This is a genomic window from Teichococcus coralli (assembly GCF_009829925.1).
GTDB classification, from domain to species: domain Bacteria; phylum Pseudomonadota; class Alphaproteobacteria; order Acetobacterales; family Acetobacteraceae; genus Pseudoroseomonas; species Pseudoroseomonas coralli.
This window is the reverse complement of the sequence record NZ_SNVJ01000016.1, coordinates 1-26,448: the sequence shown is the minus strand read 5'-3', so window position 1 is coordinate 26,448 and position 26,448 is coordinate 1. Positions and strand designations below refer to the sequence as shown.

Here is a 26,448-nt window from a genome sequence, read left to right as displayed (position 1 = left end):
CCCGCCCGCCCGGGTTCTCAGTGGCCGCCCGCCATATGCTCCATGCCGGGGATGCTGGCGGGGTCCACCGGGATGGCCGCCGCCTCCCGCGCATGCTCCGCCAGCACCCGGTCCATGATGGCGATTTCCTGCGTCTGGTCCGTGACGATGTTCACGTTCATCAGCCGCAGGAAGTTGTTCCGGGAGTCAGGGCCGGAATTGTAGTCCCGCGCCATTTTCCGGCCGCCACGTGGTGGATGCGCATTTCCTTGGCAAAGCGCAGGTCCACCTTCGTGGCGGGCGCGGCGCCGCTCAGCAGCGCCAGCAGGCTGGGGCCAGGCGTTCGCAGGATCTGCAGCTTCTGGCCGAGTCCCTCCACCGCCACCGGCCGAAGCACGAGGCCGCCCAAGAACGGCACCGGCGGCTTGCGGATCTGCTCGCCAACCGTGTCGAGCAGCATGATTTCGAAGGCCTGGTTGCGCAGGATAGAGGTGGCGAGGCGGCGCAACACCAGGTTCTGCGCCTGCGGATCGGCCAGATAGGTCTTCGCCAGCGTCAGCGCCCCGGCATGGTGCGGACGCATGCCCTCGATGTAGTGGCGATCGGCGGCAATGGCGGAGGCGGCCTCGCCACGGGGCAGGATGTCCCACCAGGTGGTGGTGATCGGCGCCGTGTCGTCCTCGCGCCCTGGGTCGTAGTAGCGGCCCACATCGGCATGGTCCGCCCAAGCCGCTCCTGCCCGGAGGGCGGCCGCCAGTGCCACCATCAACCTCACGCTTGCCATCCGCTGCATTCCGCTGCTGTCTCTCCGGTTGCCGCCATCACTGGCTGGCCAAGCGACCAGTTGTGGGAGGAGTTCCATCACATGGCAGAAAACAACCTGCGTGTCCTTCTGAGGGAACGGCCGAAAGACCGGCCGGGCCCCGAGCATTTCGAGCTTTCCGAAGGACCCCGCCCGACAGCGGCGAAGGGCGAGGTGCTGGTGCGCCACCGGTTCCTCTCGCTCGATCCCTACATGCGCGGCCGGATGGACGATGCCGCTTCCTACGCCAGGCCGGTGCCGCTGGGCGGCGTCATGGAGGGCGAATGCGTGGGCGAGGTGGTGGAGAGCCAGCATCCCGGCTTCGCGCCCGGGGACTGGGTCGGCGGCGCGCGCGGCTGGCAGCGCTACTCGGTGGCACCGGGGGGGACGCTGCTGAAGCTGCCGAAGGAAGGCGGCGTTCCGCCCACCGCCTGGCTTGGCGTGCTGGGCATGCCCGGCGTCACCGCCTGGGTGGGCGTCACCGAGATCGGCCAGCCGCGGCCGGGCGAGACCTTTGTTGTCTCGGCCGCATCGGGCGCGGTGGGAGGTGTCGCCGGGCAGGTGGCGAAGCAGATGGGCGCACGTGTCATCGGTATCGCCGGGGGCGCCGAGAAGTGCCGCTACGTCACCGAGACGCTGGGATTTGACGCCTGCCTCGACCATCGCGGCGACCTGGAGGCGGCGCTGGACGCGGCCTGCCCGGAGGGGATCGACGTTTATTTCGAGAATGTCGGCGGCGCGGTGCAGGAAGCGGTTTTCCCGCGCATGCGGGAGTTCGGCCGCATGGCCTTCTGCGGCACGGTGGCGACCTACAACGTCCGCCCGCCACCACCAGGCCCCAACCTTTCCAGCATCAACCGCAAGCGGCTGAGGCTACAGGGCTTCATCGTCTCCGATCACCCGCGCGCATGGCCGGTCTGGCGCCAGCGCGGCGCCGCCTGGATCCGCGATGGCAGGCTGAAGTGGAAGGAGGACGTGGTGCAGGGGCTGGAAAACGCTCCGGAAGCGTTCATCGGCCTGCTGGAAGGCCGCAACTTCGGCAAGCTGGTGGTGGCGTTGTGAGCTAGGGCGGACAAGGGACACCCCAGCCTTCCACCCTTCTCCTGCCGATCCGGCGCCGCGCGCGCCGCATGTGCGGCGAACCCGAAGGAAGGAGGGGGGCTGGGGGGAATTCATCCACCCAGCCCTCGTGTCCATCCTCAGCTATGCGCCGAGCGCCCGCGGACCATCCGGTAGATCGCAAGCACGATGACGGCGCCGACGATCGCGCCGATGAACCCCGCGCCTTCATCGGCGCGGTACCAGCCGACGGCCTGCCCGAGATAGGTGGCAACCACCGCGCCGACGATGCCCAGCAGGGTGGTGATGATGAAGCCGCCCGGGTCGCGGCCCGGCATCAGGAACTTTGCGATGATTCCGGCGACGAAGCCGATGATGATGGTCCAGATGATGGACATGCGAGGATCTCCGCCGAGCACGGCCGCGCCGCGTCGGCGGCCCGGCTCCGGTTGAAGGACGCGGGAAGGACCATCCTTCGCCGCAGCCAAGGCCGCCCTTCCGGCCGGCTCCGGAGCAACGTGGCTGGCCTGGGCAGGTTTCGGAATGTTTCGGCGGAAATCAGCCCCCGCGCTCGGCGGCCAGCATGCCGGCCACATATGTGGCGCGGACGACACGCTCGTCGCCCAGGGTCATCAGCACAAAGAGGCGCTCGGCGAGGTCGCGGCAGAAACCCAGGCGGAAGTCGAGCAGTGGCGTGGCCTTGAGGTCCAGCACCACCAGGTCGGCCTCATGGCCCGGCGCGATCCGGCCGATCCGGTCGTCTAGGTAGAGGGCCTCGGCGCCTCCGAGGGTGGCCAGATAGAAGGCGTGCAGGGCGGAAAGGCGGGTGTCGTTGAGCTGCGCCACCTTGTAGGCCTCCCCCATCGTCCGCAAAGGGGAGAAGCTGGTGCCGGCGCCGAGGTCGCTGCCCAGGCCGAGCCGCACCGGCCGGTCCGCCCGCTTGGCGTCGAAGGCGCGGAACAGCCCGCTGCCCAGGAAGAGGTTTGAGGTCGGGCAATGCGCCAGCGCCGAGCCGGTGCGGTGGCATTGGCAGAACTCGCCTTCCGAGAGATGGATGCCGTGGCCGAAGACGGCACGTGGCCCGGTCAGTCCGGCGCGGCGATAGACGTCAAGGTAGCTCTCCGCCGTGGGGAAGAGTTCGCGCACCCAGGCGATTTCGGCCGGGCTTTCCGACAGGTGGGTCTGCAGATAGGTGCCGGGGTGCTCGCGCCAGAGGCAACCGGCGGCCTCGAGCTGGGCTTGGCTGGAGGTGGGGGCGAAGCGGGGCGTGACGGCGTAGAGCTGCCGCCCCCGGCCGTGCCAGCGTCCGATCAGCGCGCGGGACTCGGCGATGCCGCCGCCTGGCGGGTCCAGCAGGTTTCCGGGGGCGTGGCGATCCATCAGCACCTTGCCGGCGATCATGCGGGTGTTGAGCCGGGCGGACTCGGCGAAGAAGGCCTCGACCGAGGCCGCATGGCTTGTGCAGTAGACCGCCGCGGTGGTGGTGCCGGCCGCCAGCAGCTCGCGCAGGAAGAGCCGCGCCACGGCAGCGGCATGCGCCGGATCGGCGAAGGCCGCCTCGGCGGGAAAGGTGTACCGCTCCAGCCATTCCAGCAGGTGCTCGCCATAGGCGCCGATCATCGGCGTCTGCGGGTAGTGCACGTGGGTGTCCACGAAGCCGGGGCAGAGCAGCGCGTCGGGGTAGTGGGTGACGGTGAGGCCGGCCGCCGCCTCGGCCGACCATGGGCCGACCGAGGCGATGTGCCCCGCCTCGATCACCACCAGCGCATCGGGCCAGTGCTCCAGGGCGTCGGCCGGATCAGTGAGGAAGGGGTCCGCCCGGAAGCTGATCGTCGCGCCGCGCAGCGCGTGCCGGGAGGAGGCGTGCCTGTTCTGTTCCATTCCCGCGATCATGCCCCGCCAGCGCCACCGAAGCGATATGTCACATGGTATTGGCGCCCCGCGCCCTATATCCGCCGCAGAGCCGGGCCAGAACGGCCTTCATTGCCCAGCCGCCGCCACCTCCCGCCGCGGCGCAAGACGAGTGGACCGATGCTGACGACCCTGCCCAACACCCTCCTCGTCATTGCCCTGCTGCTGATCGTCGTCAGTGCCATCCAGCCCCTCGCGCGGCGGCTGATGCTCTCCAGCACCGTGCTGCTGGCGGTGGTCGGCGTGCTGCTGGGAGGCGGCGCGACGTTTCTGATCAACACGCCGCGCCCCACTCCGCTCGACGAGGCCGCCAGCACCCTGCTGCGCTTCCCGGTGAACGCCGAGGCCTTCCTGTTCATCTTCCTGCCCCTGCTGGTGTTCCACGGCTCGCTGTCGATCGACGTGCGCCGCCTGGCGCGGGACTGGGCGCCGGTGCTGGTGATGGCGGTGGTGGCGGTGGTGGTGACCACGGCCGCCATCGGCTTCGCGCTGGCGCCGCTCGCGGGCGTCTCGCTCACCGCCTGCCTGATGCTGGGCGCCATCGTGGCCACGACGGATCCCTCGGCGGTGGTCAGCATCTTCCGCGAGATCGGCGCCAACAGCCGCCTGACCCGACTGGTCGAGGGCGAGAGCCTGCTGAACGACGCGGCGGCCATCTCGATCTTCACCATCTTCCTCGGCCAGCTCACCGGGCAGCACACCGCCCCGCTGCTGTCGGTGGTGCTGACCTTCGTCACCGCCTTCGCCGGCGGGCTGGCGGTCGGTTTCGTGCTGGCACGCCTGGTGATGCTGGTGCTGCCCTGGCTCGGCGGCAACCGCACCGCCGAAGTCACGCTCACCCTTGCCCTGCCCTATCTCAGCTACATCCTCTGCGACGAGGTGCTGGGCTTCTCCGGCGTGGTCGCGGCGGCGGCGGCGGGGCTGACGGTGAGCGCCGTCGGGCCCTCCACCCTCCGCCCGCGCTCCTGGCAGTTCCTGCACGACATCTGGGACCAGCTCTCCTTCTGGGCCAGTTCCATGGTCTTCGTGCTGGCCTCGATGCTGGTGCCGCGGCTCCTGCTCGGCATGGACCAGCACGACCTGGTGCTGATCGGGGTGGTGATCGTGGCGGCCATGGCCGCGCGCGCCGCCGTGCTGTTCGGCGTGATGCCGCTGCTGCGGCTGGCGCGGCTTTCGCAGCGGGTGCCGATCCCCTTCAAGGTGACGATGCTCTGGGGCGGCATGCGCGGCGCCATCACCCTGGCCCTGGCGCTGGCCGTCACCGAGAACCCTGCCGTGCCGCGCCAGGTGCAGCAGTTCGTCGCCATTGTCGCCACCGGCTATGTGCTTTCCACCCTGCTGGTGAACGGCACCACGCTGCGCTTCCTGGTCCGTGCCCTGAAGCTCGACCGCCTTTCCCCCGCCGACCAGGCGCTGCGCACGCAGGTCGTGGCCATCGGCCTCGGCGAGGTGCGCGACAAGCTGCGCCGCACCGCCGCCGAGTTCGGCTTCTCCCCGCCGGCCGCGGCGCATGTGGTGGACATGTACGAGCGCCGGGTGAAGGTGGAGACCGCCGCCAACACCTTCGACACCGCCATCAGCGACCGTGAGCGCGTCACCCTCGGCCTGATCACCTTTGCCTCGCAGGAGCGCTCCCTGCTGCTGGAGATGTTCCAGGACCAGGGGCTCTCCCGCCGGGTGATGGAGAACCTGCTCTGGACCGCCGAGAGCATGATCGACGGCGCCCGCAGCGAGGGCCGGCTCGGCTATATCCAAGCGGCGCGGCGGCGGCTGCAGCCGGGGATGCGCTTCCACCTGGCGCAGTGGCTGCACCGCAAGTTCCGCATCGACAAGCCGCTGATGCACTGCATGGCGGAGCGCTTCGAGATGCTGCTGCTGGCGCATCTCATCGCCCTCTCCATGCAGCGCTTCATGCGCCGGCGGATGGAGCCGGTGCTCGGGGCGCGCGTGACGGAGGTGGTCTCCGAGATCGTCGGCCGCCGCGAGGACCTGCTGGCGGACGCCATGGAGACGCTGCGCCTGCAGTATCCCGGCTATGCCGAGGCGCTGGAGACGCGGATCCTGCGGCAGATCGGCCTGCGCCTGGAGCTGGAGGAATATGCCCTGCTGAAGCAGGAATCGCTGGTCGGCGAGGAGCTCTACGAGGAGCTGATACGCGGCCTGGAGGCGCTGCGCCGGCAGGTGGCGCGGCCCCTGCAGTTCAACATCCAGTCCGGGCTGGACAAGCGGATCGAGGAGTTCCCGATCTTCTCCGGCCTGCAGGACGCGCTGCTGCACGATCTGGCGATGAGCGTGACCATCCGCTTCGCCGCGCCGGGCGAATGGATCTACCGCCGCCGCCAGCGCCCCCGCTCGGTCTTCTTCATCAGCCGCGGCGACGTGCTGCTGCAGAATGAGGGCGCCGAGATCCCGCTGACGCACGGCGACTTCTTCGGCGAGGCGGAGCTGCTGACGCCCTCGCGCCGCCGCGGGCGCGTCCGCGCCACCAGCTTCTGCCATCTCCTGGAGCTGGACGCGGCCGACTTCCAACGCCTAGTGGCCGAGGCGCCGGAACTCGGGCGGCGGATGGAGCGCATCTCCGAAGGGCGCCAGCCGCCCGCGCTGGAGGAGCCGGCCGCGCCCGCGCCGGCGGAGGCCGCGAAGGCGGCGGGACTGGAGAAGCTGGAGGTGTCCTCCGAGGCCTGAGGGCGGCCACCGCCTCGCTGCAACAGGCGGCGCGGAGCGGCATTCTTGCAGGACTGCCCGCTTTCCCGCTGGAGAAACCGCCTTGTCCCACCCTGCCCTCACCCCCGGCGCCGTGGCCGTCGTCACCGGCGGCGGCGCCGGCATCGGCCTCGCCGCCGCCCTGCGCTTCGCGCAGCACGGCCTGAAGATCTGCATCGCCGATCTCGCGGAGAACAGCCTCGCCCGCGCCGCCGAGGCGCTCGCCACGGCGGCGCCCGGCGGCGCGGCGGACGTCATGACGATGCGCGTGGATGTCAGCCGTGCCGACGAGCTGGCGCAGCTGGAGGCCGCGGTGCGCGAGCGCTTCGGCGGCACCGACGTGCTGATGAACAATGCCGGCGTGCAGCCGGGCAGCACCATCCTGGGTCCGCCCGGCCATTGGGAGCGCATCCTGGGCGTCAACCTCTGGGGCATCATCCATGGCACCCGGGCCTTCCTGCCCGGCATGATCGCGCGCGGCCGCCCGGGTCTGGTGATCAACACCGGCTCCAAGCAGGGCATTACCACCCCGCCGGGCGATCCCGCCTACAACGTCTCCAAGGCGGGGGTGAAGGCCTTCACCGAAGCTCTGCAGCACGAGCTGCGCAGCACGCCGGGCTGCCGGCTGAGCGCGCATCTGCTGATTCCGGGCTTCGTCTTCACCGGCCTGACCGCCAATGGCCGCACGGAGAAGCCGGCCGGCGCCTGGACGCCGGAGCAGACCGCCGACTTCATGCTGGAGCGGCTGGAAGCTGGCGACTTCTACATCCTCTGCCCGGACAACGACGTGCCGCGCGCGCTGGACGAGCGGCGCATCCTCTGGGCGGCTGGCGACATCGTCGAGAACCGCCCGCCCCTTTCGCGCTGGCATCCCGATTACGGCGAAGCCTTCGCCGAGTTCACCAAGCGCGGCTGAGGGCGCCAGGCCGGCGGATTGAAACCCGCCGTGCCTCCGGATCCTTTACCCGGGCGAGCGGAGGGCCATCGCACCCTCCTGTCCTTTCCCGGAAAGATCATGCCCGACACACCGAAGCTCTTGTTCCAGCCCTTCACGCTGGGCGCCCTCCCGCTGCGCAACCGCATCGTCATGGCGCCGCTCACGCGCAGCCGCTCCAGCGAGGACGGCGTCGTGCCCGACTACGCCGCCGACTACTATGCACAGCGCGCGAGCGCCGGGCTGGTCGTCTCCGAGGCGACCAACATCTCCGCCCAGGCGCGCGGCTACGCGATGACCCCGGGCATCTGGACCCCGGCGCAGGTCGAGGCCTGGCGGCGCGTCACGCGCGCGGTGCACGCGCAGGGCGGCCGGATGATGCTGCAGCTCTGGCATACCGGCCGCATCTCCCACCCCGACCTGCACGGCGGCGCGCTGCCGGTGGCACCCTCGGCCATCAAGCCCGGAGGCCAGGCCTTCACGCAGGGCGGCCTGAAGGACCACGTCACGCCGCGAGCGCTGGAGACGGACGAGATCCCGCCCATTGTTGAGGACTACCGCCACGCCGCGCAATGCGCGAAGGATGCGGGCTTCGACGGCGTCGAGATCCACTCCGCCAACAACTACCTGCTGGAGCAGTTCATCCGCGACAGCACCAACCAGCGCACCGACCGCTATGGCGGCGCGCTGGAGAACCGGCTGCGCTTCCCGCTGGACGTGGTGCGCGCGGTGACGGAGGTCTGGGGCGGCGGCGAGCGGGTCGGCATCCGCATCTCGCCCGGCACCACGCAGCCCGGCGAGACCCCGCTCGACAACGACCCGATGGCGACCTATGCCGCCTATCTCGACGCGCTTTCTGGCTTCGGGCTGATGTATGTGCATGACATCGAGGGCGTCACGCAGATGAGCCGCGACGCCAACGGCATTGACTATCCCGCGCTGCGCCGGCGCTTCTCCGGCGCCTACATCGCCAACAACAACTACACGGCCGAACTGGCGGAAAAGACGCTGGCAGAGGGAAATGCCGACCTGGTCAGCTTCGGCCGCCCCTTCATCGCCAATCCCGACCTCGTGGAGCGGCTGCGCACGGGTGCGCCGCTGGCCGAGGCGCCCAAGCAGTATTGGTACGGCGGCGACAGCACCGGCTACTCCGACTGGCCGGGCCTGCGGGGGCCGGTCCGGCTGGCGGGCTGAAAGCGCCTCGCGGGGGCGATGGCCGCCCCCGCTTACCCGGCCAGCAGGGCTTCGCTGCGCAGAAAACGCACCCCGCGCTCGCGCAGGCGCTGGGTGCCGGCCGCCGTGGCTTCCGGCGTGATGCCGCGGCAGGCATCTTCGACCAGCACCACCTCGTAGCCCAGCTCGGCGGCGTCTTCGGCCGTGTAGTCCGTGCAGTAGCCGCGCGCGAGCCCCGCGACGAAGAGCCGCCGGAAGCCGCGCTCGCGCAGATAGGCATGCAGGCCGGTCGGCGTCTGGCGGTCGTTCTCGCGGAAGCCGGAATAGCTGTCGATCGCCGCCCGGAAACCCTTGCGCAGCACCAGCTCGAAGCGCCGCGCATCAAGGGCGGGATGCAGCTCGGCGCCGGGCGTGCCCTGCACGCAATGGTCCGGCCAGAGGGTCTGCGCGCCATAGGCCAGGGTCACACTGGCGAAGGGCCGCTGGCCCGGGTGCTGGCTGGCGAAGGAGGCATGGGCGGCCGGGTGCCAGTCCTGCGTCGCCACGGCATGGGCGAAGCGGCCGAGCAGGCGGTTGATCACCGGCACCACCGCGTCCCCTTCCGGCACCGGCAGGGCGCCGCCGGGCATGAAGTCGGGCTGGACGTCCACCGCCAGCAGCAGGTCGGTCTCGGGCCGGAGCGGCATCGCCTCGGGCATGGCGAACTCCTTTCGCGGTTCGGCGGGAGAAAGCAGCGGGCCATGGGGGTCCCCTCCCCCCATGGCCCTGCATACTGCGCTCCTTCAGCGCCGTGAACCGGTTCAACGGAAGGGCGGCGACCACATCAGGCCGCCGTCGCGCACCAGCGCGTTGCGGCCGCGGTCCACCCCAACGGGGGTCATGTTGCGCTCCCACACCTCGCCGTAGTTGCCAACCGTGCTGATGGCGTGCCGCGCCCAGCCATTGTCGAGTCCGAGCTTCTCGCCAAAGCCGCCGGTGGTGCCGAGCAGGCGCTGCACCTCGGGGTTGGCGTCCTGCCGGCGGCTCTCCGCATTGGCGGCGGTGACACCGTATTCCTCGGCGGCGATCAGCGCGTTGCGCACCCATTTCACGATATCCGCCCAGCGGGCGTCGTCCTTGCGGACGAAGGGGCCGAGCGGCTCGCTGCTGATCGTCTCGGGCAGGATGACGAACCGGTCGGCATTGGAACCCTGCGTCGCGCGGATGGCGGCGAGGCCGGTCCGGTCGGTGGTGTAGACGTCACAGCGGCCGGCCAGGAAGGCGCTGGTGGCCTCCTGGAAGTTCTCGATCAGCACGGGCTGGAAGTTCACCGCGTTGGTGCGCGCCCAGTCCGTGAGGTTCAGCTCGGTGGTGGTGCCGGGCTGCAGGCAAACCGTCGCCCCATCCAGTTCCTTGGCGGATCTGACGCCCAGCTCGCGCTTCACCAGGAAGCCCTGGCCGTCATGCACCAGCACGTCGGTGAAGCTGAGGCCGATGCCGGTGTCGCGGGTGAAGCTGTAGGTGGTGCCGCGCGAGAGCAGGTCGATCTCGCCCGACTGGAGCGCCGTGAAGCGGTTCTGCGGCGTGGTCGGCACGAAGCGGACCTTTCCCGCGTCGCCAAACACGGCGGCGGCAACGGCGCGGCAGAAGTCAACGTCGATGCCGCGCCACTCGCCGCGTGAATCCGCCTGCGACAGGCCGGCAACGCCGGTGGAGACGCCGCAGGCCAGTGTGCCGCGGCCTTTCACGGCGGCCAGGACATCGGTGGCGGGCTGTTGCGCCAGGGCCGGAACGGTGAGCAGGCCGGCCAGGGCCAACCCGGCCAGGCTGAAGCTGAATCGCATGCGGCGGAACTCCCGGAACAGGTTCACTGCGGGCGCAACCGGCAGCCAGGGCTTGGGTTGCCGTGGCGGATAACGGCCGGGGAAGGAGTTCCCCCAACCCTCCTTCCTTTCCCTTCTGCCGGCTGGCGCAGCCCGGCCACACCGCAGAGACCTGAAAGAAGCAGGAAAAAAGGGAGGGGCCAGGGGAAGCGCTTTCCCCTGGCCCCTCCCTGCCCCTTCTCCACCGGAGCCGCTGCATGGGAGGATCGCCGAGAGCCAGCGGCATGATTGTGAAATCATCACCAGACATGATGATAAGTCTCACGCGGAACTTACGAACGACAGGATATCCAGGACGTCTGCGCGATCAACGGGGGCGGTACGGGCGTCGCCGACATCGCGATCGGTGATGACGGCCAGATAGCGGGAGCATTGCCGAAAAAGCTGCAAAACCCCTGTTGACGGAGTTCGCCGCTGCCCATAAAAGCCCGTCCACGCCGTTCGGCGGTTCGCCCCCTTGCCCAGGTGGTGGAATTGGTAGACGCGCTGGCTTCAGGTGCCAGTGACCGCAAGGTCGTGAAGGTTCGAGTCCTTTCCTGGGCATTTCCCCTTCCCCCGCCGGCGAGGCTGGCCAGCGGAAGCGGTGATCAGAAAGGCAGGGGTTGGCGAAGATGGGAAGCACCCTGTTCGCGCCAAACGCCATGATCAAGCTCCACAAGCATGACCTGCCCGCCGGGCTCGACTTCGGCCCGGTGGTTGCCATCGACACCGAAACCATGGGGCTTGACCCGCGGCGCGACCGGCTTTGCCTGGTGCAGCTTTCCGCCGGGGATGGCAACGCCCATTGCGTGCAGATCATTCCGCCCCGTCTCGGCGGGCGCGGCGCGGACTGCCCCAACCTCAAGGCCCTGCTGGCCGATCCGGGCGTGGTGAAGCTGTTTCACTTCGCCCGCTTCGACGTCGCCATCCTGCGCGCGGCGCTCGGCGTGGAATGCGCCCCGGTGCGCTGCACCAAGGTGGCCTCCAAGCTGGTGCGCACCTTCACCGACCGGCACGGGCTGAAGGAGCTGTGCCGCGAGCTGCTGGGCGTGGACATCTCCAAGCAGCAGCAGTCCTCCGACTGGGGCGCGGCGGAACTGACTTCCGAGCAGCTGGCCTATGCCGCCTCCGACGTGCTCCACCTGCACGCGCTCTGGGCGAGGCTGGAAGCCCTCCTGCGGCGTGAGGGCAGGTTCGAGCTGGCCGAGGCCTGCTTCCGCTTCCTTCCCGCGCGCGGCACGCTGGATCTGCTGGGCTATGACGATCCCGATATCTTTGCCCATTAGCCTCCCGCGAAGCGAGATTTTGGCAAAAGCTTGGCACGGATTTTGTTAGAGAACTGACGTGCTGCTGCGTTGACCCCGCCGGGTGCCAGCCCCATACAAGCCGGGTGAGGCCGTTCCTGTTCCAATCCTGCCCCTTTTCGCTCCCCCCGCGCCCGCTGCGCGGACAAACCGCGGGAATGGTGCGGGCCAACGAAGCCAACACATGACCTTGCCGCTTCCTCCGCGCGACATTCCGGCCGCCCCGCGGACCGACCGCTCCTCCGCCCCCGGCCTCAGCCGCGTGCTGCTGCCCTCGCGCGCGCGGGTGAAGGTCAGCGCCGGCGCGCTGGCCCGTCGCCGCCTGCTGGTGCGTGTGGCCAGGTGGCTGCTGCCGGTGGGGGCGCTCGCGCTGCTGGCGCTGATCGCGCTCTGGCCGGAATTCGACCGCGCCGAGGACCGGGGCCGCCTCGCCTTTCGCCGCGTCACCCAGGTCAGCAGCGACGCGATGCGGATCTCGAGCGCCCGCTACCAGGGCGTGGACGAGCAGAACCGCCCCTTCACCATCACCGCCAACTCGGCCGTGCAGCAGGAGCAGCGCAACCTCGTGGACCTCGACCATCCGCGCGCCGACATGGTGATGAGCAACGGCGCCTGGGTGCTGCTGGAGGCGGATGAGGGGCAGTATGCGCGCGACAGCAGCCTGCTCGACCTCGACGGCGACGTGACGCTCTGGCACGACAACGGCAGCACGCTGCGCACCGAGGCGGCGAAGATCGACCTGGTGGCCGGCGGCGCCACCGGCGACCGCCCGGTGGCCGCGCAGGGCCCCTTCGGAACCATCGTCAGCGAAGGCTTCCGGCTGGAGAACCGCGGCCAGGTGGTGGTGTTCACCGGCAAGGCCAAGGCCGTGCTGGAGGGTGGCCGATGAGCCGGCGCCACGTCCTTCCCGCCCTGGCGCTGCTGGCGGCGCTCGCGCTTCCGGTGGCGGCGCAGGCCCAGGCGCTCGACCTCACCGGGGGTGGCCCGATCGAGGTGACGGCCAGCAACGGCATCGAATGGCGCCAGCAGGAGCAGGTGGTGATCGCCCGCGGCGATGCCCGCGCCGTGCGGGAAGGCGTGACCCTGACCGCCGACCGCCTGATCGCCCGCTACCGCCCGCGCGCCGGCGAGCCCGCCGCCACGGCCGCCCCGGCCGAGAGCCCGATGTCCGGCGGCGAGATCTGGCGGCTCGAGGCCGAGGGCCATGTGAAGATCGACAGCGCCACCGAGCATGCCGAGGGCGACCGCGCGATCTATGACATGGACCAGGCGGTGCTGGTGATGACCGGCCGCGCGCTGAAGCTGACCACGCCGCAGGACGTGCTGACCGCCCGCGACAGCATGGAATACTGGCCGCAGAAGCGCATGGCCGTGGCGCGGGGCGCCGCCCATGTGGTGACGCAGGACCAGCGGCAGATCTTCGCCGACACGCTGGTCGGCTATTTCCAGGACCGCGACGGGGCGCCGCAGGCGGCGCGCGGTGGCGCGAAGGAGGGCAGCCAGCTCGAGCGGGTGGAATCCTTCGGCAATGTCGAGATCCGCACGCCCACCGAGGTGGTGCGCGGCGACCGCGGCGTCTATTCGGAGGTGACCGGCATGGCCCGGCTGCTCGGCGGCGTCCGCATCACGCGGGGCGACAACCAGTTGAACGGCCAGGAGGCCATCGTGAACATGCGCAGCGGCGTGGCCCGGCTGGTCTCGACGCCGGGGCAGCGGGTGCAGGGCCTGATCATCCCGCAGCAGGGCCAGCAGGCGCTGCAGCCCGAGCAGGGCCGTTCGCGGTGAGCGCGTCGCTGAAGGTCATCCCCGGCGAGGGCGGGCTGATCGCCCAGGGGCTCGGCAAGCGCTACAAGAAGCGCCCCGTGGTGCGCAACGTCTCGTTGCGGGTGCAGCGCGGCGAGGCGGTCGGGCTGTTCGGGCCGAACGGCGCCGGCAAGACCACGACCTTCTACATGATGACCGGCCTGGTCCGCCCCGACCAGGGGCAGGTCTTCATGGACGGGCAGGACGTCACCACCCTGCCGATGTACCGCCGCGCCCGCATGGGCCTGGGCTACCTGCCGCAGGAGGCCTCGATCTTCCGCGGCCTCAGCCTGGAGGACAACATCCGTGCCGCGCTGGAGGTGGTCGAGCCCGACCGCGAGCGGCGCGAGCAGATGCTGGACGGGCTGCTGGCCGAGTTCGGGCTGACGCGGCTGCGCCGCTCCCCTTCCCTCGCCCTTTCCGGCGGCGAGCGGCGGCGCTGCGAGATCGCCCGGGCGCTCGCCACCCATCCCGCCTATGTCCTGCTCGACGAGCCGCTGGCGGGCATCGACCCCATCGCGGTGGGCGAGATCCGCGAGCTGGTGCGGCACCTGAAGAACCGCGGCATCGGCGTGCTGATCACCGACCACAACGTCCGCGAGACGCTGGAGATCATCGACCGCGCCTACATCCTGCATGACGGGCAGGTGCTGATGGAGGGCACGCCGGCCGACATCGTGGCGCATGAGGGCGTGCGGCGGGTCTATCTCGGCGAGAGCTTCAGCCTGTAGCATGTGCGCGCCAGGGCGGCCGTACGCGGCGGGAGCGAGCTAGGCCATGGCCATCGGGCCCCGGCTCGACCTGCGCTTCACCCAGTCCCTGGTGATGACGCCGCAGCTGCGGCAGGCCATCCAGCTCCTGCAATCCTCCAACCTGGAGGTCAGCGCCTTCGTCGAGGAGGAGCTGGAGCGCAATCCCCTGCTGGAGCGGGACGAACGGCCCGACGGAGCGGAGCCCGAGCCGCCGGCCGGTGCCGAGCCGCCGCCCGCCGCCATGCCCGACAGCTACGAGGGCGCGAACGCCGCCTGCCTGCCGGCCGCGGCCGACGCGCCGCTCGACATCGGCGACTGGTCGAACGTCTATGACGGCGACAGCGCCGGGCGCGGCGGCCGACCGGACTTCGAGGACCTGCCGGGCATCGAGGACACGGTGGCCGGGCGTCCGCGCAGCCTGCGCGAGGAGCTGGCCGAGCAGGTTCGCCTCACCTTTCCCGACCCCTCCGACCGGCTGATCGCGGCGCAGCTCATTGCGCTGCTCGACCCCTCCGGCCGGCTGCTGGCGGAGGATGCGGCGATTGCCGCCGCGCTCGGCTGCGCCGGGGGCCGGGTGACGGCCATCCGCCTCCGCATGCAGCGCTTCGAGCCGGCGGGCATGTTCTGCCGCTCGCTCAGCGAGTGCCTGGCCGTGCAGCTCGCCGAGCGCGACCGGCTGGACCCCGCCATGGCGGCGCTGTTGGACAATCTCGACCTGCTGGCGCGGCGCGACCTGCGCGGGCTGATGCGGCTCTGCGGGGTGGATGCGGAGGATCTCGCCGACATGGCCGCCGAGCTGCGGCGCCTCGACCCCAAGCCGGGCGCCGGACAGGACAGCGGACCCGCTCCCTGGCTGGTGCCGGACGTGCTGATGCGCCGCGCCCCGGCGGGAGCCCCGGAAGGCGAGTGGATCCTGGAGCTGAACCCGGACACCCTCCCCCGCGTGCTGGTGAACCGCGGCTTCCATGCCCAGGCCCAGCGCCGTGCCACCCGCGAGGAGCGCGCCTTCCTCTCGGAGAAGTACCAGGCGGCCAACTGGCTGCTGAAGAGCCTGGAACAGCGGGCCAGCACCATCCTGCGGGTGGCGGGCGAGATCGTGCGGCGGCAGGAGGGCTTCTTCCGCCAGGGCGTGAGCCATCTGCGGCCACTGATCCTGCGCGACGTGGCCGAGGCGGTGGAGATGCATGAATCCACCGTCAGCCGCGTCACCGCCAACAAGTCCATCGCCACGCCGCGCGGCAATTTCGAGCTGAAGTATTTCTTCACCACCGCCATCGGAGGTACTTCCGGCGAGACGTTCAGCGCGGAGGCCATCCGCCACCGGATCCGTAGCATGGTGGCCGCCGAGGCGCCGGAGAACATCCTGAGCGACGATGCGATTGTTTCCGCTCTGCGGCAGGAAGGGGTGGACATCGCCCGGCGGACGGTGGCCAAATACAGGGAAGCGCTGCGCATTCCATCATCCGTGCAGCGCAAACGGGAGAAGGCCGTCCCGGCCTGACCCGGAGCGGGCAAGACCCGCCCGCCCCGCCGTCCCTCCGGGGCGGCCCCTCCCAAAAATCAAAGGAGGGGTTAGCCCGCCATGCATATCGTCGTCTCAGGGAAGCAGGTCGAAACGGGGGAAGCCCTCAGGACCCATGTGGCCGAGGGGCTGAACACCGTCACCAAGAAGTACTTCGACCACGCCCTGGAAGCGTATGTCACGTTCTTCCGGAACCGCGCCTTCTTTGCCTGCACCATCGACATCCATGCGGGGCGCGGGCTCAGCCTGCGCGGCGAAGGCGAGGGTTCCGAGGCGCAGCGCGCCTTCGACGAGGCCGCCGCGCATATCGCAAAGCGGCTGCGCCGCTACCGGCGCCGGATGAACGAGCACTCCCGCAACCTGGCCGAAGCGCGGCTGCCGAGCAGCGCCGAGACGGCACGCGAGGTGGTGCTGGCGCGACCGGCCGAGGAGCCGGAGGAGCCGATCGACCGCGCGATCCTGCTGGATGGGCTGACCGAGGAAACCCCGGCGGCGGAAGAGATGATGGCGGAGGAGACGATGGCCGACGGGCATGATGGGGAGCATCACGGCGCCATCGTGGCCGAGACGCCGACGGAGATTGCCCGGCTGACGGTCGGCGAGGCCGTGATGCGGCTGGATCTCAGCCAGGCGCCCGTGATGATGTTCCGCAACCAGGCCAGCGGCCAGTTGAACGTCGTCTACCGGCGACCGGATGGGCATGTGGGCTGGATCGACCCGGCCGGCTGAAGCAGCTTGGGCGGAGCCTTCGGTTCCGCCCCGACCTTCCCGGGGCCCGGCACAGGCCGCCCCGGGATTTTTATTGGCCGCGCAGGGCCGGCGCGTCAGGCGCGGAACACGTCCTTCTCGGGTGTGATGTTCCCACTGTCCGGGAAGGCGGCCGCGACCGCCGCCGCGGGCAATCGCAGATGGTCGCGCAACAGGGCCTTGGCAATGGCGCGCAGGTCCCGCGTCGGCTGCAGGTCGCGCTTCTCGAAAAGCTGGCCTTCCGCCAGGCCGGGCCAATCGGCGAGCACCCGTCCCCCCGCGACCGCGCCGCCGAGCAGGAAGGCCACCCCCCCGGTGCCGTGATCCGTCCCGTTCGCGCCGTTGATCCGCACGGTGCGGCCGAACTCGGTCATCACCAGCACGGCGGTCTTGCTCCAGGCCGCGCCCAGCTGGTCCTGCATGGCGCCGATCCCGGCGTCGAGCTGCCCCAGCACCGGCCCGAGGCGGCGCGACTGGTCAGCATGGGTGTCCCAGCCGCCAAGCTCCATCGCCGCCACCCTTGGCCCCGCCGGCGCGGCCAGCAGCTTGCCGGCCGCGCTCGCCAGCGCCACGAAGCCGTTGCGCGCGCCCCGCTCCTCGCCCAGCACCGTGGCGGCATAGCCTCGTGCCCGCATCCCGTCGGCCACCGCCGGCCCGAGCAGGGGGTCCGCATGCAGCAGGTCCGCCATGCGGGCGTAGAGGTCGGGCGCCGGACGCACCGGCCGCGGCGGCGCCCACATGCCGACGTGCTGCGGGCCACGCATCAGCAGCGGCAGGTCGAATCCCACCGCGAGGCCGGCTTCCGGCTTGCCGGGCGGCGGCGCCGGCAGGCCGGCGAGCGCCCGGTTCAGCCAGCCCGAGCCGAGGCGCTCCGCCGCGCCACTCTCCAGCAGGTCCTGCGCCTCGAAATGGCTGCGATTGCGGTAGGGGCCGGCAACGGCGTGGATCGGCAGCAGCGTTCCCTCAAGGAAGAAGCGGTGCAGCGTGCTCAGCTGCGGGTTCAGGCCGAAGAAGCCGCCGCAATCCAGCAGCCCCCCCTCCTGCCCCGGCTCGGGCAATGCGAGGCCGCCCCGCACCTCACGGTAGGCGGGGTCCCCATAGGGCGCGAGGGCCGCGAGGCCATCCATGGCGCCACGCAGGATGATCACCACCAGCCGGCTCTCCTCGGCGCCGGCGGAGGCGGCTCCGGCGAAGGCGAGGCGCGCCTGCGCCGTTGCGGCCGTCGCGGTGAGGCCGAGCAGCAGGCCCCGGCGGCCGATCTTCGGAAGGTGGCTCATCGGCGCTGGAACTCCGGGCTGGCGAAGATCAGGGCGAGCGCCTCGCGCATGGACCCCGCTCGGCGGACGGCGTCATGGGTTTCCTGCGGCGCCAGCGGGCCGAGGCTGGCTTCCAGCACCTGCCCCGGGTCCAGCCGGCCAAGGCGGCCCGCCGCATCGTAGATCCAGTCGAGCCGCTGCATCGCGGCCTCGGGCCCCAGCCATCCGCTCGCCTCGTCCGGCCAGCCGTTCGGCTGGGGCGCGGCCCAGAAAGGCTGGTTCAGCAGCGCACAGGCACTGTAGGCGGCCGTGCCGGCATCGGCTCCCGAGGCCCCTCCGGCCCGGAAGGTGGCGGTGACCAGATCAACCGGGCTGCGCAGCTTGCCGAGAGGCGGCTCCCAGGCGCCGGGCAGGCGCGGCAGGGCCATCGCCACGGCCCGCAGGTCGCCGCCTGTGTCGCGCAGCACCGCGGCAATGCGCGACACCGCCTCCGGTGGCGGATCGTCGGCCACGAAGTGCCGCACCAGCTTGGTTGCGAGATGCTGCTGGGTGGCGGGATGATCGGCCAGGAAGCGGAGCAGGGCCTCGGCGGCCTCCGGCCCCTCCTCGAACTGGCGGCCCAGCACGGTTTTCGGGCCGGGCTCATGGTTGGCCGGGCGAAAAACGGCTCCCACCGGCTCCTTGCTGCGCTCGATACCCCAGCCGGTCAGCAGCCGGGCGCATTGCACCACATCCGCCTGGGTATAGCCGGCGGCCGGCGAAAGGGTGTGCAGTTCCAGCAGCTCTCGCGCGAGGTTCTCGTTCAGGCCACGGCCGCGCTTGCGGCCGGCCGGGCTGTTGGGTCCGATCGAGCTGGCCTGGTCGAGATAGCTGAGCATCGCCGGATGCTTGATCACCGCCACCAGCATGTCCGCGAAGCGCCCGGTCACATGCGGGCGGATGGCCTCGCGGACATAGGCACCCTGCACGCTGGCGACCGCATGGCCGGCGCGGCGGCTGACCGTGAAATGGTTGGACCAGAAATCCACCAGCCGCTCCCGGAACGGCGCGGGCGTGTCGATGCGCCAGCCCAGCGCGCTGGCGGCCTCGGCGCGGTAGAGGGCCAGGACGGCGTCCCGCGGCGCGCGCATGGCGCGGCTCGCTTCCGAATGCTCACGCCAGATCCGGTAGCCCTCCGCGACGTCGGGTGCCTTTTCGAACCCCTCGGGCGGCGGCGGCGCGATGTCGTCGCCCGCGAGCTGGGCATCAAGCCAGGCCAGCGGGTCGGACGGCAGGGGCTGGTCAGGCCGCGGCCCCAGCCCGAAGCGAATGGCTGCCTGCAAAAGGCGTGTGTCCATGGCGGCTCGACGGCCTCTTCCGCGGAAACTCGTTGCAACGGCGCCGGCGGCCTCCCGGCCCGGCCTGCGGGGGCGCGCTGGCGATGCCCGGCGCCGCGATCAAAGCACGCAAAGCGGGAGGAAAGCCTCCACGCTACAACCGTATCAGCTTCCCGCCCCTGCCGCAAAGCCGGGACGTCCCGGCTGATCAGGCCACGCCCGCGCGCAGCAGGTCGTGGATGTTGAGGACGCCGACGGGACGGCTGTCCTCCACCACGAAAATCGCCGTGATGGCGGAGCGGTTCAGCTCGGCGAGGATCTGCGGCGCCAGGACCTCGGGGGCGATGGTGCGCGGGTTGCGGGTCATGATCTGGCCGACCGGCTGCTCGACGAAGCCGCCGCCCTCGAAGGCGCGGCGGAGGTCGCCATCGGTGATCACGCCGGCGAGCCGCTCCTCGCCATCCACCACCGCGGTGATGCCGAACCGCTTGCCGGTCATTTCCATGATCGCCTGCGAGAGGGTGGCGCCCTCCGGCACCTTCGGCACGGCGGCGCCGTGATGCATCAGGTCGCGCGCGGTGCGGAGCTGCGAGCCCAGCTTGCCGCCGGGGTGGAACTGCCGGAAGTCCTGCGCCGAGAAGCCGCGCAGCGAGAGCAGCGCCACCGCCAGCGCATCGCCCATGGCCATCTGCATGGTGGTCGAGGTGGTGGGCGCCAGGCCGTTCGGGCAGGCCTCGGGCATGGTGGGCAGGATCAGCGGAACGTCGGCCGCCTTGCCGAGCGCGCTGCCGGGCCGCGCGGTGACGGCGATCAACGGCACCTTGAAGCGGCGGGTATAGGCGACGATGTCGGACAGCTCCGGCGCCTCGCCCGACCAGGAGAGCGCGATCACCACGTCCTGCTCCTGGATCATGCCGAGGTCGCCATGGCTGGCCTCGGCCGGATGGACGAAATAGGCCGGCGTGCCGGTGGAGGCCAAGGTCGCCGCGATCTTGCGGCCGACATGGCCCGACTTGCCCATGCCGGTGACGATGACACGGCCGGTGGCGGCGCGCAGCGCAGCGATGGCGCGGCCGAGAGCCTCGCCCAGCGCGCCGTCCAGCGCCTGGCGCAAGGCGGCCAGGCCCTGGGTCTCCAGTTCCAGGGTCTGGCGCGCCGTGGCCAGCGCCACATCCTCGGGCATCAGGGCTGCCTGCATGCTGCTACTGTCCTCGCCGCTCATGGTTCTCAGGCGCCGCGCCCGCGCAGCAGCGCCCGCGCCCGCTCCAGGTCCTCCGGCGTATCCACCCCGAGCGGCACCTCGGCGACCTGCAAGGCGTCGATCCGCATGCCCGCCTCCAAGGCACGCAACTGCTCCAGCTTCTCGCGCCGCTCCAGCGGCGAAGGCGGCAGGGCGACGAAGCGGGCCAGCGCCGCACGACGCCAGGCATAAAGGCCGATATGGTGGTAGAGCGGCCCCTCGCCCCAGGGAGCGGCGGCACGGGTGAAGTAGAGCGCGCGAAAGCGCCCCCCGCCGAGCGGCGAGCCAACCATCTTCACCACGGAGGAGGCGGCGCGCTCCTCCTCCCGCACGATCTCGGCCACCGCCGTGCCGAGCGCCACCTCGGCATCGGCCAGCGGCAGCAACGCGGCGCGCAGGGTGGCGGGCGTGACGGTCGGCAGGTCGCCCTGCACGTTGAGCACGGTGTCGAACCGGCCTTCCGGATCAATGCGCCCAAGCGCCTCGAAGATGCGGTCGGAGCCGGAGGGATGGGCCGCCCCGGTCAGCACCGCCTGGCCGCCGGCGGCCCGCACCGCCTCGGCGATGGCCGGGCTGTCGGTCGCGATCCAGACCGGGGCGGCATCGGCCTCGATGGCGCGGCGCCAGACATGCACGATCATCGGCTCGCCATGGATGTCGGCGAGCGGCTTGTCCGGCAGGCGCGTGGCGGCCAGCCGGGCGGGGATCAGAACAACCGGGTTCATGCCGCAAGCTGCGCCTTGGCCAGCCGGTCCAGCGCCACGAGGTCGCGCAGCAGCGCCTCGAACCGGCCGAGCGGCACCATGTTCGGGCCGTCGGAGGGTGCCGTGTCGGGGTCCTGGTGAGTTTCGATAAACAGGCCGGCCACGCCCACCGCCACCGCCGCGCGGGCCAGCACGGGCACGAACTCGCGCTGGCCGCCAGAGCTGCCGCCCAGCCCGCCCGGCTGCTGCACGGAATGCGTCGCGTCGAAGATGACGGGTGCACCGGTGCGGGCCATGATCGGCAGGCCGCGGAAGTCGGACACCAGCGTGTTGTAGCCGAAGCTGGTGCCGCGCTCGGTCAGCAGCACCTGCGGATTGCCGGCGCCGGTGAGCTTGTCCACCACATTCGCCATGTCCCAGGGCGCCAGGAACTGGCCCTTCTTGACGTTGACCGCCCGCCCGGTGGCGGCGGCCGCGAGCAACAGGTCGGTCTGGCGGCAGAGGAAGGCGGGGATCTGCAGGATGTCAGCGGCCTGGGCCACCGGCCCGCATTGCTCGGGCAGGTGCACGTCCGTCAGCACGGGAAGGCCGAGGCTCTCGCGGATCTCGGCGAAAATGGGAAGCGATGCCTCCAGGCCGAGCCCGCGGGCAGCCTTGCCGCTGGTGCGGTTGGCCTTGTCGAAGCTGGTCTTGTAGACGAGGCCGACGCCCAGCCGGGCGGCGATTTCCTTCAGCGCCGCGGCCATCTCCAAGGCGTGCTGGCGGCTTTCGAGCTGGCAAGGTCCGGCGATCACCGAAAACGGCAGAGCATTTCCGAAGCGGACAGCGCCAACAGTCACTTCCGACAAGGGCAATGCCATCGATCCTTCGCTTCCTTCGAAATCGCGCGCCTTGTGGCATGCAGGGCCGGGCGGCGCAACATGGGGATGGAGACCGGCCGGAGCGAGGGAGGCGGCCTGCAGGAACAGCCTCCTCGCCCGCTCCGACGCGCATGTATGGCCGAGCACCGCGCGCGCAAAGGCAGGAGGCGCCGGGAACCCCCGCAAAACCACCTGCGCCGCCTCGCACGCGCAAGGGCGAGGCTGCCGCGCTCCCGCCCGGCCAACGATCCGCCCCGTGCCAGACCGGCTAGAGCGGCGCTCCGTCCGCGCGCGGCGGCGCCGGAGCCAGGGCCTTGAGGGCGGCGGCGAAGTCCGCCTCGATCTCGTGCCAGCCGGTACGGGTATCGTCCGCCGCGAGGGTCAGCGCCTCGGGTGAAAAGGCATGGCGCAGATGGCCTTCGCCCCACTCGCGCGGCCGGCCGCGCTTGGAAAGGGAATGGGTCAGCGCACGCGCCACCCGGCTGACCATCGCCCGCTCGGCCGTGAGCCGGGCCGCCGCCTGCACCCCCTCGATGTCCAGCTCCTGCGGCGCCGTGGCCAGAAGGGACCGCGCGACTTCGGCAACCGCCGCGTATTGCAGGTTCACATGCAGCTGGTGCGTCTCGGGATAATAGGCTGCGGCACGGTGCGCCAGGCCGCGTTCGGCGATGTCCGGCGGGTCGCGCAACAGGATGATGGCCGGGGGCGTTTCGAGGTTGAAGGGCGGCAACTCGCCCGGTGGGTTCCCGCCCGGTGGGTACTCGCCTGGTGGCTTCCCGCCCGGTGGGTTCTCGCCCGGCGTCGCGGGGCGGGCCAGCGGCCTGGGCCGGAAGTCCGGCGCCTGATTCGGGCGGCGCATCGCGACACCCAGCCGCTCCAGCAGTTCCCGCATCTCGGCCATGATGTCATCAACATAGTCGGCGCGCGGCACGGCCTCGGCGAGCAGGCGGGTCAGCCAAAGCGGCTGCAGGCGCGCCACCAGGGCGGCGTAGTCGTGCACCCGCACCTGCTCCTGCCGCTCGCTGCGGTAACGGAGGAACTCGCGATAGGCTTCCGGCAGCACGGGGTAGTCGCCCGGCAATTCGACCAGCACGGTGATCGCCCGCGCCAGAAAGGGAATGCCGAAGCTCGGCGCCTCCCTCAGCCAGGCCGGGCCGCGCAGGATGCTGTAGATCTCGTCCTGATAGACCAGCGCGCCCATGCTCTCGCCGGCTTCCCAGGGATCGGCGCCGCCGCCCGCGGGGGCTGCCAGCAGGGTGGGGTTGTAGGCATAATGGATGGTGGCGCCGTCCGGCAGCCGCACCGCCTCGTAGTGCTGCAACCTCGCCAGCCGGGCGGCGAGGCTGAACAGGCGGCGGTCCTGCTTCAGGTTCGCCACGCCTTGGCGGAAGACGATCTCGACATCCTCGGGAAAGCGGAAGAAGCGGCTGCGGACGGCTTCCACCAGCCACTGCCTGGAACTGCGCGGATTGCCGCCATAAGGGTCGGCGACGGTGTTCTGGTCAGGCCGGTTGCCGAACAGCACCACCTCCGTCCAGTCCGCGGCGGGGTCGCGGCCTTCCGCGCGGGCCGCCTCCGTCACCCTGAGGACCTCGGAGGGGGCCCCGTCAGGGCCGGGACGCAGCAGCCGGCCATAGACGCCGCCGAACTTGCCGATCACCACCTCCTGCACGCTGCCCTCATGCGCCGACCGGTAGCGCATGCCAGCCTGGTTCGAGGGCAGCGACGCCACCTTGGCGCCCATGCCGAAGTTGCGGTCGAGCGCGTTCTCCTTGCGGATGGAGGCGGCGATGTCGCACATCCGGTAAAGCTCCGGGCCGGTCAGCCCCTGCCCGGAGTTCCAGAGGGCCAGCTTGGGCACGCCTTCCACAGCCAGGGCGGAGAAGGCGACGCGGCGGGCTCCTTCCGGCGCGGTCGCGGCAGCTTCCAGCGCGTTCTTGAGCAGCTCCCGGATCATCATCGTCTTCGGGCAGCGCTCGATCATCGCCGCGACAAGGAAATCCTCGTCCTGCACCCGCAGACGCGTAGCGGTTGTTTTCACGATCTGTGCCTCCCCCGACGCGTGCAAGCCAGAAGAGCACATGGCCGGGGCGGCCAGGGGATGTTTTCGTCGAAGATCGGCGGGCCGGCCGCGGAAGCGGGCCTTCATCCATCGGATGCCATGCCCGCGGCGGAGCAGCATTCTGCCGTCGTATTCGAAGCGCAGGTCTGCGTTCGTGCCGCCACCCCTGCCGAGGCCTGTGACGTTCTCCGGCTTCCCGCAGCAGTTCAGGCTGATGTCGGGCCTGGTGCGAGCCGTGTCGATGGAGCCGATGCCAGCTTCGCCCGTGTACACCCTGAGCCTGATCCCGAGCTTCGCCAGCATCTCGGCCTCCGATGCGCTGACGGCGCTCGCTTCGCAGGGGACGAATTCAGGCCAGCAGAACCGAGAAATGTCTTCGGGCGGAAGGTCGGGTGGCTCTGCGGATTGGCTCCCGCTCATGTTGAGGGTCGCCACCAGAACGGGCGGGCCTGAAACCGGATCCCGGCGGAACGCGGCCTTCGGCCGGGCCGGGTGCGCTGCGAGCCACCGGCGGCACGCTGTCCCCTCGGCCCGGAAGCACGCCCGGGCTACTGCGCTGCGAAGTGGAAATCCTCCTGAACAGGCGTTCCCCGGCCCGCGAGAGCGCCGCCGCTCCGCACCTTTTCAAACACGCTCATATCGGTCGCCGGGTTGATCTTGCCGATCTCATCCTGCCCGAGGGACCGATAGAAGCTGTAGAATTCCGTGATCACCTCATCCAGCGTGAGAAGCTTGCCGCCGGAGATCCGTGGCTGCTTGAAGGTGCCGCTGTCCCGGTATGCCAACCCGTGACGCTCGCTGACCTCGTCGTAGATCGGCCACCAGGCGCCGACCGACAGGCTGCAAGGGGCGAGATCGGCGCTGAGGCGGCGGGGCGAGACCGAAAGCGCCTCCGCGATGCCGGAGGTGAGTTCCTGCACCACATGCGAGGTCGGGTGGTTGTTGCAGTAGAGCGGGATGCGCTGCTTCGAGAGTTCGAAGAAACGCTCGGCGAACTTGATGTCGCAGACCTCGTCGCGGACGAGCAGCTCCTTGCGGGAGGAGGCGTAGACATCATAGAAGCCCAGCTTCTCGTAGACTTCTCCGTTGAACATCTCACGGCATTCGGCCTCGCCAAGGCCGGCGAGGAAAGAGGAAGCGACAATCCTGCTGTGGTACACGCCCATGGGACCGGAAAGCTTGTTCTGGAAGCCTCCCACCCAGAAGATGTCGGGATGGAACCCGGCGAAGGAAATGTTCGTGTAAACAAGCGTTCGCGGATAAGCACGCCGCAGGTGCTCGGTGGCGATGTCAGGGAACTTGTCCGACAGCTTCTGCGTCAGAACAACCAGCCCCTCGGGAGGATCAGCCAGAACCTTCTTCAGGTTCTCCACTTTCTGGTTGTACGACTGGGATCCGAACGTGTTCACGTCCAGGGTGTCCAGCATCTCGAACTCGGGATAGTTCGAAAGAGCGGTGTTCAACGGCCCTGTCTGGCAGTTCCCGATCAGGACCAGCTTGATCGTTTCCATGGGTTCAGTCCCATTCGCTTCGCGGGGAGCCGCCCTGGCGGACGGGCAAGGCTTCCTCAGGAGCGGGCGTCCGCCTTCTTCTGGTAATGGGTGATCACTTCCTTGAAGCGGAAGTCACCCTCGATGGTCTTGAGGCCAGCGAAGTGCAGCATGAGCGCCTGCTTGCCGCCGGCGGAGATCTGCGGCTCCCCCTTCTCCCAGGTCACCTTCATCCGGCTGCCGGCATAGAAATTCTCGCCGGTGTACCTGTCGCTCAACGAGTCCAGGTTGCGGCACTTCAGCCCCTTCTTGTCGACGTAGTAGTTCAGCAAGGGCTGGTCGTGCACGTACTGGTTCCGGAAAGTCTTGTATTCGGCGATGTTCCCGATCGTGTGCTGCATGATCGACGCCACCGGATGCTTCTTCGCATCGAAGAAAAGAAAGCCGGTGGAGAAGAGCTCGGATTCCGGGAAATGAGCAAGCCCCGCCTGGCTATAGACGTATTGCGAGGTGCGCTCGCCATACAGGAAATCCAGCTGGTTGCTGCGGAAGATGTCAAAGACCGGCTTGAAGTCGCAAGCCACGACCACATCCACGTCGATCATCATCGTGCAGTCGGACTCGACGTAGAATGCCTCCAGCTTCCTGAAGTGCCCATGGAACTTCCCATAGATCGCCTCGGAAAGCCCGGAGATCTCCGGATGGCTGACCGAACTGTCGATCACGCGGACGTTGTAGGTCTGCGCCAGCGCCCTCGCCTGGGCATCGTTGCCGTCATAGGAGATCATGACGGCTTCCTGCGACGGCATATGCGCCCTGAAGCTTTCCAGAAACGGCCGGAGGTAGTGGAGCACCTTGTCGTTCGCCACGAACGTCACCACGTTGCGCATCAAATTCTCCACTCTCTCTTCCACAAGCCGCCAGTTGCCTCAAAGCGCGCGCGAAGGAAGTAAAAGACTACCGGCCGATCGAGGTGTAGTTGAACCCGCA

At 70.0% G+C, this 26,448-nt stretch carries 24 protein-coding genes and 1 tRNA gene; 11 read left to right on the top strand and 14 right to left on the bottom strand.

From position 1 onward, the window contains the following. Positions 1-17 precede the first annotated feature (17 nt). Both E0493_RS16445 and E0493_RS16440 read right to left on the bottom strand, forming a co-directional pair. Positions 18-155, bottom strand: a complete 138-nt coding sequence (locus E0493_RS16445) for a hypothetical protein (RefSeq protein WP_160938335.1) — start codon at positions 153-155, stop codon at positions 18-20. A 5-nt stretch (positions 156-160) separates the two neighbouring features. Beyond that, positions 161-745 carry a DUF305 domain-containing protein gene (locus tag E0493_RS16440; protein WP_235913838.1) on the bottom strand — a complete coding sequence of 195 codons (585 nt, stop codon included), beginning with the start codon at positions 743-745 and terminating at the stop codon, positions 161-163. Between the two features lie 99 nt (positions 746-844). Between E0493_RS16440 and E0493_RS16435 the strand changes: the two genes are divergently transcribed. Further along, on the top strand, positions 845-1,843 hold the full coding sequence (locus E0493_RS16435; protein ID WP_160938333.1) for an NADP-dependent oxidoreductase: 999 nt from the start codon (positions 845-847) through the stop codon (positions 1,841-1,843). Between the two features lie 137 nt (positions 1,844-1,980). On the opposite strand, the gene E0493_RS16430 is transcribed toward E0493_RS16435, so the two are convergent. Together E0493_RS16430 and guaD are read right to left on the bottom strand one after the other, a co-directional pair. Next, the gene (locus E0493_RS16430) at positions 1,981-2,238 is read right to left on the bottom strand and encodes a GlsB/YeaQ/YmgE family stress response membrane protein (protein ID WP_160938332.1); all 258 of its coding nucleotides are present in this window, start codon (positions 2,236-2,238) and stop codon (positions 1,981-1,983) included. Positions 2,239-2,398: 160 nt separating this feature from the next. Continuing rightward, positions 2,399-3,721, bottom strand: a complete 1,323-nt coding sequence (gene guaD, locus E0493_RS16425) for a guanine deaminase (protein ID WP_160938331.1) — start codon at positions 3,719-3,721, stop codon at positions 2,399-2,401. Between the two features lie 150 nt (positions 3,722-3,871). Between guaD and E0493_RS16420 the strand changes: the two genes are divergently transcribed. The 3 genes from E0493_RS16420 (at position 3,872) to E0493_RS16410 (ending at position 8,582) form a co-directional block, all read left to right on the top strand. After that, on the top strand, positions 3,872-6,436 hold the full coding sequence (locus tag E0493_RS16420; protein ID WP_160938330.1) for a cation:proton antiporter: 2,565 nt from the start codon (positions 3,872-3,874) through the stop codon (positions 6,434-6,436). A gap of 82 nt (positions 6,437-6,518) precedes the next feature. Beyond that, complete coding sequence (locus E0493_RS16415; protein ID WP_160938329.1) at positions 6,519-7,370, top strand: SDR family NAD(P)-dependent oxidoreductase; 852 nt, start codon at positions 6,519-6,521, stop codon at positions 7,368-7,370. A 99-nt stretch (positions 7,371-7,469) separates the two neighbouring features. Further along, positions 7,470-8,582 carry an alkene reductase gene (locus tag E0493_RS16410; protein ID WP_160938328.1) on the top strand — a complete coding sequence of 371 codons (1,113 nt, stop codon included), beginning with the start codon at positions 7,470-7,472 and terminating at the stop codon, positions 8,580-8,582. A 32-nt stretch (positions 8,583-8,614) separates the two neighbouring features. Here E0493_RS16410 and pncA read toward each other — a convergent pair whose 3' ends face one another. Both pncA and E0493_RS16400 read right to left on the bottom strand, forming a co-directional pair. Beyond that, positions 8,615-9,259 carry a bifunctional nicotinamidase/pyrazinamidase gene (gene pncA, locus E0493_RS16405; protein ID WP_235913834.1) on the bottom strand — a complete coding sequence of 215 codons (645 nt, stop codon included), beginning with the start codon at positions 9,257-9,259 and terminating at the stop codon, positions 8,615-8,617. 102 nt (positions 9,260-9,361) lie between these two features. Beyond that, the gene (locus E0493_RS16400; RefSeq protein ID WP_160938327.1) at positions 9,362-10,384 is read right to left on the bottom strand and encodes an amino acid ABC transporter substrate-binding protein; all 1,023 of its coding nucleotides are present in this window, start codon (positions 10,382-10,384) and stop codon (positions 9,362-9,364) included. Between the two features lie 498 nt (positions 10,385-10,882). On the opposite strand from E0493_RS16400, the gene E0493_RS16395 reads away from it, so the two are divergent. From E0493_RS16395 to hpf, 7 genes are all read left to right on the top strand, one after another. Then, a tRNA-Leu gene (locus E0493_RS16395) sits at positions 10,883-10,966 on the top strand. Positions 10,967-11,034: 68 nt separating this feature from the next. Beyond that, positions 11,035-11,688, top strand: a complete 654-nt coding sequence (locus tag E0493_RS16390) for a ribonuclease D (protein ID WP_160938326.1) — start codon at positions 11,035-11,037, stop codon at positions 11,686-11,688. A gap of 202 nt (positions 11,689-11,890) precedes the next feature. Further along, positions 11,891-12,595, top strand: a complete 705-nt coding sequence (lptC, locus tag E0493_RS16385; RefSeq protein ID WP_160938325.1) for an LPS export ABC transporter periplasmic protein LptC — start codon at positions 11,891-11,893, stop codon at positions 12,593-12,595. Further along, positions 12,592-13,491: an LptA/OstA family protein gene (locus tag E0493_RS16380; protein ID WP_160938324.1), complete on the top strand. Its 900-nt coding sequence runs from the start codon at positions 12,592-12,594 to the stop codon at positions 13,489-13,491. The genes lptC and E0493_RS16380 overlap by 4 nt, the downstream gene beginning before the upstream one ends. Beyond that, positions 13,488-14,240 (top strand): LPS export ABC transporter ATP-binding protein, encoded by a 753-nt coding sequence (gene lptB, locus E0493_RS16375; protein ID WP_160938323.1) that lies wholly within the window; start codon positions 13,488-13,490, stop codon positions 14,238-14,240. Before E0493_RS16380 ends, lptB begins: the two co-directional genes overlap by 4 nt. 46 nt (positions 14,241-14,286) lie before the next feature. After that, positions 14,287-15,762: an RNA polymerase factor sigma-54 gene (rpoN, locus tag E0493_RS16370; protein ID WP_160938322.1), complete on the top strand. Its 1,476-nt coding sequence runs from the start codon at positions 14,287-14,289 to the stop codon at positions 15,760-15,762. Between the two features lie 81 nt (positions 15,763-15,843). Beyond that, complete coding sequence (hpf, locus tag E0493_RS16365) at positions 15,844-16,512, top strand: ribosome hibernation-promoting factor, HPF/YfiA family (RefSeq protein ID WP_160938321.1); 669 nt, start codon at positions 15,844-15,846, stop codon at positions 16,510-16,512. Positions 16,513-16,607: 95 nt separating this feature from the next. Here the strand turns inward: hpf and E0493_RS16360 are convergent, their stop codons facing one another. The 8 genes from E0493_RS16360 to E0493_RS16325 all read right to left on the bottom strand — a co-directional run bounded on the left by E0493_RS16360 (position 16,608) and on the right by E0493_RS16325 (position 26,348). Continuing rightward, positions 16,608-17,807 carry a DUF1501 domain-containing protein gene (locus E0493_RS16360; RefSeq protein WP_160938320.1) on the bottom strand — a complete coding sequence of 400 codons (1,200 nt, stop codon included), beginning with the start codon at positions 17,805-17,807 and terminating at the stop codon, positions 16,608-16,610. After that, positions 17,804-19,123, bottom strand: coding sequence for a DUF1800 domain-containing protein (locus E0493_RS16355; protein WP_160938319.1), 1,320 nt, complete (start codon positions 19,121-19,123; stop codon positions 17,804-17,806). The genes E0493_RS16360 and E0493_RS16355 overlap by 4 nt, the downstream gene beginning before the upstream one ends. A gap of 187 nt (positions 19,124-19,310) precedes the next feature. Then, the gene (locus tag E0493_RS16350; RefSeq protein WP_160938318.1) at positions 19,311-20,300 is read right to left on the bottom strand and encodes a KpsF/GutQ family sugar-phosphate isomerase; all 990 of its coding nucleotides are present in this window, start codon (positions 20,298-20,300) and stop codon (positions 19,311-19,313) included. 29 nt (positions 20,301-20,329) lie between these two features. Next, positions 20,330-21,067, bottom strand: a complete 738-nt coding sequence (locus tag E0493_RS16345) for a 3-deoxy-manno-octulosonate cytidylyltransferase (RefSeq protein WP_160938317.1) — start codon at positions 21,065-21,067, stop codon at positions 20,330-20,332. Continuing rightward, the gene (kdsA, locus tag E0493_RS16340) at positions 21,064-21,906 is read right to left on the bottom strand and encodes a 3-deoxy-8-phosphooctulonate synthase (RefSeq protein ID WP_160938316.1); all 843 of its coding nucleotides are present in this window, start codon (positions 21,904-21,906) and stop codon (positions 21,064-21,066) included. The genes E0493_RS16345 and kdsA overlap by 4 nt, the downstream gene beginning before the upstream one ends. A 268-nt stretch (positions 21,907-22,174) precedes the next feature. Next, positions 22,175-23,947, bottom strand: a complete 1,773-nt coding sequence (locus tag E0493_RS16335; RefSeq protein WP_202397167.1) for an ATP-binding protein — start codon at positions 23,945-23,947, stop codon at positions 22,175-22,177. Between the two features lie 569 nt (positions 23,948-24,516). Further along, the gene (locus tag E0493_RS16330; protein ID WP_160938315.1) at positions 24,517-25,479 is read right to left on the bottom strand and encodes a WcbI family polysaccharide biosynthesis putative acetyltransferase; all 963 of its coding nucleotides are present in this window, start codon (positions 25,477-25,479) and stop codon (positions 24,517-24,519) included. Between the two features lie 56 nt (positions 25,480-25,535). Beyond that, positions 25,536-26,348: a glycosyltransferase gene (locus E0493_RS16325; RefSeq protein WP_160938314.1), complete on the bottom strand. Its 813-nt coding sequence runs from the start codon at positions 26,346-26,348 to the stop codon at positions 25,536-25,538. Positions 26,349-26,448: the final 100 nt, after the last annotated feature.